The 9,466-nt window shown below is 64.6% G+C and carries 9 protein-coding genes; 4 read left to right on the top strand and 5 right to left on the bottom strand.

Features of this window, described 5'->3' with window-relative positions; genetic code table 11:
- Positions 1 to 87 precede the first annotated feature (87 nt).
- Entirely contained in the window at positions 88 to 1,413 is a 1,326-nt protein-coding gene (locus M3P27_01370; GenBank protein ID MDP9266960.1) for a sigma-54 dependent transcriptional regulator, read from the top strand.
- Here the strand turns inward: M3P27_01370 and M3P27_01365 are convergent.
- Complete coding sequence (locus M3P27_01365; protein ID MDP9266959.1) at positions 1,382 to 1,945, bottom strand: DUF1569 domain-containing protein; 564 nt, start codon at positions 1,943 to 1,945, stop codon at positions 1,382 to 1,384. The two genes, M3P27_01370 and M3P27_01365, sit on opposite strands and share 32 nt — an antisense overlap.
- A gap of 81 nt (positions 1,946 to 2,026) precedes the next feature.
- Here M3P27_01365 and M3P27_01360 point away from each other — a divergent pair, with 81 nt between their 5' ends.
- Positions 2,027 to 2,671, top strand: a complete 645-nt coding sequence (locus M3P27_01360) for a hypothetical protein (protein MDP9266958.1) — start codon at positions 2,027 to 2,029, stop codon at positions 2,669 to 2,671.
- Here M3P27_01360 and M3P27_01355 read toward each other — a convergent pair.
- A complete protein-coding gene (locus tag M3P27_01355) occupies positions 2,640 to 3,500 on the bottom strand; it encodes a tetratricopeptide repeat protein (GenBank protein ID MDP9266957.1) in 861 nt (286 codons plus the stop codon). The two genes, M3P27_01360 and M3P27_01355, sit on opposite strands and share 32 nt — an antisense overlap.
- 116 nt (positions 3,501 to 3,616) lie before the next feature.
- Positions 3,617 to 4,108 carry an OmpA family protein gene (locus tag M3P27_01350; GenBank protein ID MDP9266956.1) on the bottom strand — a complete coding sequence of 164 codons (492 nt, stop codon included), beginning with the start codon at positions 4,106 to 4,108 and terminating at the stop codon, positions 3,617 to 3,619.
- A gap of 349 nt (positions 4,109 to 4,457) precedes the next feature.
- On the opposite strand from M3P27_01350, the gene uvrC reads away from it, so the two are divergent.
- On the top strand, positions 4,458 to 6,329 hold the full coding sequence (gene uvrC, locus M3P27_01345) for an excinuclease ABC subunit UvrC (protein ID MDP9266955.1): 1,872 nt from the start codon (positions 4,458 to 4,460) through the stop codon (positions 6,327 to 6,329).
- 74 nt (positions 6,330 to 6,403) lie between these two features.
- Here the strand turns inward: uvrC and M3P27_01340 are convergent, their stop codons facing one another.
- Together M3P27_01340 and M3P27_01335 are read right to left on the bottom strand one after the other, a co-directional pair.
- A complete protein-coding gene (locus M3P27_01340) occupies positions 6,404 to 7,255 on the bottom strand; it encodes a hypothetical protein (protein MDP9266954.1) in 852 nt (283 codons plus the stop codon).
- A gap of 71 nt (positions 7,256 to 7,326) precedes the next feature.
- The gene (locus tag M3P27_01335; protein MDP9266953.1) at positions 7,327 to 8,286 is read right to left on the bottom strand and encodes a hypothetical protein; all 960 of its coding nucleotides are present in this window, start codon (positions 8,284 to 8,286) and stop codon (positions 7,327 to 7,329) included.
- Positions 8,287 to 8,379: 93 nt separating this feature from the next.
- Here M3P27_01335 and M3P27_01330 point away from each other — a divergent pair.
- A partial coding sequence (locus tag M3P27_01330; protein ID MDP9266952.1) for a sodium/solute symporter occupies positions 8,380 to 9,466 on the top strand: 1,087 nt, incomplete at its 3' end.

Here is a 9,466-nt window from a genome sequence, read left to right as displayed (position 1 = left end):
GGGGCCTATGCATTCTGCTTCGCACCACCACGCTGGTTGTAACGGTGTAACGTCCGCATGTGCCAGGGCGTGTTCGGTACTCTGCTGATGGATTCGATCCTCCTCGTCGAAGACAAACCCGAGCTGCGCGAGATGCTCACCACCGCGCTGGGACGCATGCAGTATGACGTCACCCCGGCGGCCGACCTCGCCGCCGCGCTCGGACATCTGCATCGCCAGCGCTTCTCGCTCGTGCTCACCGACCTCAAGCTTCCCACGGGCAGCGGCATGGACGTGCTCAAGGCCGCCCACGCCGCCGATCGCGATACTCCCGTCATCATGATGACCGCCTTCGGCACCGTGCCGCAGGCGGTGGAAGCGATGAAGCATGGCGCATATGACTTCATCCAGAAGCCCATCGACCTCGACCACCTCCAGCGCCTCGTCGGCCGCGCCATCGAACGCCAGCAGTTGCTGCGCGAGAACATCCTGCTGAAAGAGGAGCACGCGCGGCGCATCGGTTTTCCGCGCATCCTGGGCGAGAGCGCCGCCATGCAGGCCGCCGCGCGTGAGCTGCAACGCATCGCGCCCAGCGATACCACCGTGCTGCTTCTGGGGGAGAGCGGGACCGGCAAAGAATTGTTCGCGCGCGCGCTGCACCAGCTCTCGCCGCGGGCGCAGAAGCCCTTCGTCGCGCTCAACTGCGCCGCCATCCCCGAGACGCTCATCGAGAACGAGCTCTTCGGCCATGAGCGCGGCGCTTTTACCGGCGCCGATTCGCGGCGCGCCGGGAAATTCGAGCTCGCGCACGGCGGCACCATCTTCCTCGATGAGGTTGGCGAGCTGCCGGAAGCGGTCCAGGCCAAGCTGCTGCGCGCGTTGGAGGAGAAGGTCATCGAGCGGCTGGGCGGCTCCGGACCGTTGAAGGTGGACGTCCGTATCCTCGCCGCCACCAACCGCGACCTCGAGAACGATGCCGGCTTCCGCCGCGATCTCTACTTTCGGCTGGCCGTCTTCCCGATCCGCATCCCGCCGCTGCGCGAGCGTGGTGGCGACGTTGCGCTGCTGGCGGAGGCCACCCTCGAGCGCCTGCGCCGCGAGCTGCGCAAGCCGAAGCTGGAGTTAGCCAAGGACGCCCTCGCTGCGCTGACGCGCTATCCGTGGCCGGGCAACGTGCGCGAGTTACAAAACCTGATGGAACGCGCCGCCATTCTGAATGCAGCAGAGATCTCCGCCGCCGACCTGGCCCTGCCGCAGTCGTCCTTGCAGTCCAAAGCCACCGCCGCTGCCGCGCCCCACATCAACATTGACGACCGCGCGCAGCTCGAATCCGTTCTCCGCGACTGCAAGTGGAACCGCACCGCCGCCGCCGAACGTTTGGGTATATCCACCAAGACGCTGCTCACGCGCTTGCGCGCGCACGGGCTGGACTAGCCAGCGCCTTCAACCGCTCCACCTGCTTCATGTGGTGCCGTGCGTGGACGAAGTGGAACTTGCGCCACTGCGTTGCCGTCAGCGGCCCGAGCACGGGATGGTCGGCGATCTTCACCTTGCCATAATTCTTTTCGCATTCGGTGATGGCAGCGTCCATGTCGGCTAGCGCCTGCGAGACCGCGCGGACGACCTGCGCCGGGTCGAGTCCTTTGGGGATCGTCATCTCCGGCGCCTTACGCCCCGCCGGAAAATGGCCGGCATCGAGCACCACGAATTGCGCGAGCCGGTTCTTCAGCGTCGGAGCAGTGCCTTGCGCCGCGCCCTTCGCCAGCACCTTGCGCAGGCCCGCGGTGGTCGCGGTGTATGTGATGAGCAGGTGCTCCACCACCTCTGCCGTGCACCACTTCCCTTCTGGATGCCGCGCCAGATCCTCCGGTGACATGCCCGCCGTCGCCGTCTCGATCATCTTCCAAGTCGCTTCGACCGTCGGATGCATCGCTCCTCCGTTGCCATCATTCAGCCACTGCTTCATTTTGCCAGCCGTTCATTTAGCCAGCCGCTCATTTAGAATGTCTGCCCACTGGACTCACCGTATCAGCCGAGGGACACTCTCATGCGCAACAACCCCGCCCTACTCGCTCTCGCCGTCCTCGTCATGCTTGCCGGTTGTTCGTCGGAACCGGAGAAGTCCCCCTCGGAAGGCGGCGCCAAGCCCGCGGCCAAACCCACCGTCGCGGCCAATGAGTACGAGACCGGCCGCGTCGCCTTCCAGAAAGCCTATATCAACGCGCGTGGCTGGGCCGCAGACGCAAAACCCTTCCGGCTCGAGTCACAGTACACCAAGGACGCTCCCGGGGCGCTGGGCAAAGCCGGGGTGTGGCGCGCCGTCTTCGCTTCCACGCAACGCAGCTCCTCAAAAGCCTTCGCGTGGTCGGGCGTCACCGGGCCAGACGCACCCGCTCCCGGCGTCGCATCTGACGCGGAAGGATATTGGAGCCCGTCGAACGCCAACACTCAACCCTTCGACCTTAACTTCCTCAAGCAGGATTCCGACAAAGCCGTTGCCGTCGCGCAGGCACATGGCGGTGAGAAGCTCACCAAGAAAGATCCCGCTCAGCCCATCATCTTCCAACTCGATTGGTCGCCCAAGGAGAGCAAGTTGAAGTGGCACGTGATCTACGGCACCAGCTTGTCCGACGCCAAACTGCGCGTCGCGGTGGACGCGACTACCGGGGAGTTTCTGAAGGTAGAGAAGTAGGCAGCTCGGGCTTCGCCGGGATGCCTTCACCGCGCAGCGCGGGCAAATGCTGCAGCGCGATCCGCGCCGCGTCGGAGAACGCACCGTCGGGATCGAGCCGCAGGTAGGCGCGGTAGGCCTCGCTCGCCTCTTCCATCAAGCCATTCTGCTCGTACGCGTCTGCTAAAAAGAAAGTCGCGTCCTGATTGCCGGGATCGGCCTCGAGCGCGGCTTGGAACCTCCCGATCGCGCCGCGATAGTCGTGCCGGCTGAGCAGTACCGCGCCTTCATCCACCAGCGCGAATGCCTGCTTCTGCTCCGGCGTCTTCGCCATGGCCAGGATTTGCGCCTGTAACTTCTCCTGCATCTTCTTCGCCTCGGCCACGAACTCGCCATCGGGCGCCAGCCGCATATAGAGCGTCACGTACCGCGCCGCCGGCTGCGGCCGTCCTAGTTGCGCATATGCCTGCGCCAGCTTGAACGTCGTCGTGGGATCGTTGGGCTTGTATTCGAGCGCGTCCTGGTAGCGCCACAGTGCCGCGCGATAGTTTCCCTGCTTGGCGTAGTACTCGGCGACTTCCAGGTCTTTGTCGGCGCGGTGCGGATCGTACTTCTTGAACTCGCCCACGCCGGTGGCAGCTTCTGCCCCTTCGTGCTTGTAACCGTTCGCGGGCGCGCTCAGGTCTATCTGGGTTTCTCGGCTGGAGCTTTCACTGGAGTTGTCAACCGCCCGCGGTGGCGCTTGCGACTCGGGAGCTTTGCCGCGTCCGCTGGTCTTCGGTTCCATCTGCGCGGCACACCAAGCCGTCGAAAGTAGCAGGGCTGCGACCAGTAAAGCGGCACGGGGCATTGCCTCTATTCTACCGCGCTTCCGGTCGTGCCAAAAATACAGGCCGTCTCGAGGGAGACGGCCTGTTAGGCGCAAACCTCTCGGGGGAGAGATGAACGTCTTGCTCGATGAAACTCTTACGACTGCGGCTCGTTCGATGCCGACTGCGGTGCTTCCGTGCTGTTGGTCATCAGCCGGACTTCCACGCGGCGGTTCTTCGCGCGTCCGGAAGCGCTGCCGTTGGAGGCGACCTTCTTGTCCTTGCCCAACCCGATCACGTAGATCTTGTGCGCCGGCGCCTGATACTTCTCCGCCAGGTACTGGATCACGGACGAAGCGCGCCGCTCGCTCAACTGATAGTTGTAGTTCGCATCGCCCACCGAATCCGTTCCGCCTTCCACCACCACGATGAAATGCTTCTGGCTCGGGATCTCGGCGGCGAGCTGGTCAAGCGCTTCCTTCGCTTTCTTGGCCAGGTCGGCTTGGTCGAATCCGAAGTGCACGCTGGTCTCGACCACCGGCTTGTAGTTGTCTAGGTTCGCGACCGTGTTGTGCAGCGAGTCCACGCGCGTCGCCGCTTGCGTCGCGAGGACGTTGGCTCTCGCGGGTATAACTTCGGCCCGAGGCACGCCTCGGTCGCACGTACTAGAGCAACCGCCCTGCCAATCCGCAGAATCTCAGACCCTCACTAACACCATGACTAGCAAAGACTTAGCGACCAACTTCCATGCTGCTGCATCAAATCCAAAGCTGCCCGAGCGCAAAAAAAGCGCGACTTAGGCTGGATAATAGAATTTTTACCGGGGGATACCTTCGGCAGAGACCGGGCTTGCCCCGTCTCTGCGGCGACCCTGGAGAATAGGACACGGGTGAGCGCGGAGCGAGCGCCGTACAGCGCGAGCAGAGCGTGAGGGGCGACGCAGCCGAGCCAAGCCCGTCGCGGGCGAGGCGACTGCGTTGCGGCGACCCTGGAGAATAATGGACCTGCAAGCCAAAATCCGTTCGCTCCCTGCCTCCCCCGGCGTCTACCTCTACAAAAACGCCGAGGGCCAGGTGATCTACGTCGGCAAGGCGAACAGCCTGCGCGCGCGTGTGCGCTCCTACTTCGGCGCCCAAGCCGGCGCAGATGCAAAGACCGGCTCACTGCTGCGCGAGGCGGTGGACGTTGAATACATCGTCGTCGACAACGAGATGGAGGCGCTCGCGCTCGAGAACAATCTCATCAAGCAGAAGCAGCCGCGCTTCAACATCCTGTTGCGCGATGACAAGACGTATCCCTACATCAAGCTGACCGAGGAGCGCTACCCGCGCGTCTACGTCACGCGCCGGCTGAAGAAAGATGGCGCAACCTATTACGGTCCGTACTTCCCTGCCAACCTCGCGTATCGCATCACCGACCTCATCCACCGCAATTTCCTCGTACCCTCCTGCACCGTGGACCTCACGCGCTACCACGCGCGCCCTTGTTTGCAGTACTACATCAAGCGCTGCCTCGGGCCGTGTGTCCGCGACCTGACCACGCCAGAGCAGTATGAGCAGGCGGTCGGCGATGTCCGGCTGTTCCTCGAGGGACGCACCGGCGATCTCTCGCGCTCGCTGCGCGAGCGCATGGACCAGGCCGCCGAGCAGCAAGAGTACGAGCGCGCCGCCAAGTTGCGCGACCTGGTCTCGACCGTCGAGCAGGTCACGGAGAAGCAACGCATCGCTGCCGCCGAGGGCGACGATACGGACGTCTTCGGCTACCACTTCGAAAACAACATGCTGGCCGTCAACCTCTTCCACATGCGGACAGGACGCGTGCTCGATCGCCGCGACTTCTTCTGGGAAGACCTGCCGGAGATGGGCGCCCCTGAGGCGCACCATGACGAGACACAGGCCGAGGAGGCTCACGGTAGAGACGCCCTTCCATTCTCCGCCTCAACATTCTTCTCTGCCCTGCTGAAGCAGGTCTACATCGACCAGCAGTACGTCCCGCGACAGATCCTCGTCCCGGTGGATTTCGAGGACCGGCTGACGCTCGAAACGCTGCTCACCGAACGATCCGGACACCGCGTCGAGATCCTCGTCCCGCAACGTGGCGAGAAGCGCTCGTTGCTCGATCTGGTGGGGAAGAATGCGAAGCAGTCTTACGACCAGCGCTTCCGTGTGCTCAAGCCCCAGCAGCGCGCCATCCAGGAAGCGTTGCAGGAAGCCTTGCAGATGCCGGCGCTGCCCAAGCGCATCGAGTGCTTCGACATCTCGCACATCCAGGGCGCGGAGACCGTCGCCTCGATGGTGGTCTGGGAAGATGGCAAGATGAAGAAGTCCGATTACCGCAAGTTCATCATCCGCGGCGTCATCGGCGTGGACGACTTTGCCTCCATGCGCGAGGTGGTGGAGCGCCGCTACAAGCGGCTGCTCGCGGATAAAGCCAAGTTCCCCTCGCTCATCCTCGTCGATGGCGGCATCGGACAGCTCCACTCCGCCGCGCAAGCGCTCGAATCGCTCGGCGTCATCAACCAACCGCTCGCCGCTATCGCGAAACGCGAAGAGATCATCTACGTCCATGGGATGGAGGACGAGCCCGTCAGGCTCGACCACCATTCCCCCATCCTGCACCTGGTACAGCTCATTCGCGACGAGGCCCACCGCTTCGCCGTGACCTTCCATCGCAAGCGCCGGCAGATGCGCGACCGCTCGAGCGACCTGCTGGAAGTCCCCGGCATCGGCGCCACCACGCGTCGCCGCTTGCTCGAGCACTTCGGCTCGGAACGCGCGGTCAAGCTCGCCGACCTGAATGCGCTCTCTGCCGTCGTCACGCGCAAACAGGCGGAAAAGATCCGCGAGCACTTCGACCAGCAAACCGCCTAGGCTGGTGCGGCAAGGGCGAGCCGGATTTTGCCGTCGCCACCATCGAGGACATCACGCAGCGCAAAGCGCCGCCGCTACCGTAGCGGCCGTTTCTCGCGCAGCGCCAGCTCCTCCAGCAGGTACAACTTCACATTGGCAGAAAGCCGCGAGTGCGAAAGCACGTCGCGCAAGGTCTGCGTCGGCAATATCTGCGCGAACGCAAGCACGCGCGCCAGCGGCGTCTTGTCGTTGCGCAGCAGCGCGATCTGCACGTCTCGCTGCACTGACCACTTCACGTGCTTGCTTGCCATCGCCACGAAATGCTCAGGTGCCTCCTCCCGCATCAGCGCCTTCACTATGGCAGCCTCGTTCATCATCGGGCTGGCCAGCGCGGCCTCGACCACGCGAGCGTCGCGATCGAGCAGCAACGCACCCACCACGCGATTCGACGCGCGGCGCGCCAGCGTCATCCGCTCGCCGGCGGAGACGGATTCCAGTCGCGCCACGATGTTCTCTTCCACCGCCAGCTTCACGTCGGCGGCCACCGCGGGGGTGAGCGCGATCTGCATCAGCTCGAAGGTGTAGAGATGGCGCGCCACCGGCAGCGAGATATGCCGCGGCGTTCGCGGATGCATAACCACCGCAGCGATGACCTTGCGATGTTTCATCACCACGCCGTTCTTAGCGAGCGCCTCGATGGTAGCGCCGCGCAGGTCGCGGCGCGCCAGCAGCGCGAGTGCGAGGTCCTCATCGAGCTGCGCCGATCCGGCCAGCTCCTTGAGCGCTTCCGGGGTAGCGTTGCGGATGCGCTCTTCCAGCGCGGCCTGCTGCGCCGCGGTCAGGGGCACGGCCTTCTTCGCGCGCGCCTTTCCCGGCGCGGCATCCCCAGACGGCGAAGATGACGATGACGACGAGGAGGATGAGGATGAGCCTGGCATGCGGGTCATGGGTCGAGGGTCGCGGTTCGTGATTTGAAGTCCGCTGCCAGGATTCTAGTCCGTCAGGCCGCCGCCGCGCATCAGCGAGCGCTCTGCGTCGGATGCCCAGCCGGCCCGGCCGGCGCCGCCTGCGCTGTCTGCGCTCCGCGCCGCGCGATCGCCAGTGCGCCCGCGACAGGATGCACGTTGCCGAAGTTGACTGCGACGTCGGGTCGCTCGGCGCGCAGCGAGTTGCTGAACACCTGGCGCACCAGGGTCGAGCTGGCGAAGACGCCGCCGGCCACGCAGACGCGCACCGACTGGCGTCCCGGCCACAGCCTGCGGATCACGATCTTGGCGAGTCCCGCGAGCTCGGCGCCGGCGCGCATCAGGATGTCGCGCGCCACTCCATCCCCCGCATCGGCTGCGGCCAGCAGGTGCGGATAGAGCGCCGCAAACTCCGGCCGCGGAAATCCGTTGGCCAGACGCACGATGTCCTCGCGCGTGGCCACGTGCCACGCTTTCATGATGACGTTGGTGACCGTGGTCGTCTGGCCGATGTCCACCGCCCGCACCGCAGCTTCTGCGGCGCGGCGCCCGATCCATTCCGCGGAACCTTCGTCGGAGATGATCGGCCCCCAGCCACCGGCGCGCGCGCATTCGCCGCGCTCGTTGCGTCCATACACGATCGAGCCGGTGCCCGCGATGGTGATCACCCCGGCGCCGCTGCGGAACGCGGCTTCCATGGCGATCACGTTATCGCCCACCACCTCGACTTCACCGGATAGGATCTCACTCGCCATGCGCTTGATCAGCGCAGCGAGTTGCAAGTCGGAAGCGCCCGCGATGCCGATCATGGTACGCGCCACGTTCTGCGGCGACACCCCCGCGGCATCGCATGCGCGCACGACGGCGTCGTGCAGCGCCGCGTGTGCGGCAGTCTCCCCGACCCTCTGGACCTTGCAGCTCGCGGCGGTCGAGCGGCCCAGGGTCGAACGGTCGTCGCCAACGGCACATTCCGTCTTCGTGCCGCCGGCGTCGACGCCGACGTAGTAAGGCATTGTGCAAAACTTGTACCATAAGCGCCTTGCCGCGGAACATCTTTTGCGTTTGACGCCCCGCGGACTCGCTGTGTGTTTTCTACCGAACGGAGCTTGCGCATCGCCCGCGGACTCGACCTGCTCGACCTCGTTGTGATCGCCGCGTACCTCGCCGGCATCACGCTCTTCGGACTGCGCTTCCGCAAGCGGCAGCGCACCCTGCGCGATTATTTCCTCGCCGACCGCAGCGTGCCGTGGTGGGCGATCGCGCTCTCCATCGTCGCCGCCGAAACCAGCACGCTCACCGTCATCAGCATCCCCGGGCTCGCTTACGACAAGGACTTCGGATTCCTCCAGGTCGTCCTCGGCTATCTCGTCGGACGCGTGGTCATCAGCTTTGTCTTCATCCCGCAATATTTCCGCGGCGAACTCTTCACCGCTTATCAGCTCATCGACCGCCGCTTCGGGCCGGTGCTGCACAAGTTCACCGCGGGGATGTTCCTCGCAACCCGCGCCGCGGCGGAAGGTGTCCGCGTCTTCGCCGTGTCCATCGTCATCGGCATCGCCATCGGCACCGGTGACGTGTGGTCCATCGCCATCATCCTGCTGCTTACTTTCATCTACACGCTCGAAGGCGGCATGGCCGCGGTCATCTGGACAGACGTGGTGCAGATGGCCATCTACCTTTGCGGCACGCTCGTCGGCGTCTACACCATCCTGCATCTCGTTCCCGGTGGATGGCACACGGTGGTCGAGATCGCGAGCGGTGCCGGCAAATTCCATGTCTTCGATTTTCGCTGGTCCATGGCCACGCCCTACACCTTCTGGGCCGGATTGATCGGCGGCACCTTCCTCACTACCGCCAGTCACGGCACCGACCAGCTCATCGTCCAACGCCTGCTCTCTGCACGCACCGAGCGTGAGTCCAAGACGGCGCTGCTCTCGAGCGGCGTATTTGTCCTGGTGCAGTTCACGCTCTTCCTGATGGTCGGCGCGATGCTGTTCGTCTTCTACCGCATCTTTCCGCCACTGCTCGCCTTCGAGCGCTCCGACCGCATCTTCCCCACATTCATCGTCACCCAGATGCCGCACATCATCTCCGGCCTGCTGATCGCGGCCATCCTAGCAGCGGCGATGAGCAACCTGAGCGCCGCGCTGAACTCGCTGTCGTCCAGCACCATCGTGGACTTCTACCTGCGCC

The organism is Acidobacteriota bacterium, assembly GCA_030774055.1.
GTDB lineage: Bacteria > Acidobacteriota > Terriglobia > Terriglobales > Acidobacteriaceae > JACPNR01.
Note: the sequence above shows the minus strand (reverse complement) of the source record. Positions and strands in the feature narration are given on the sequence as shown.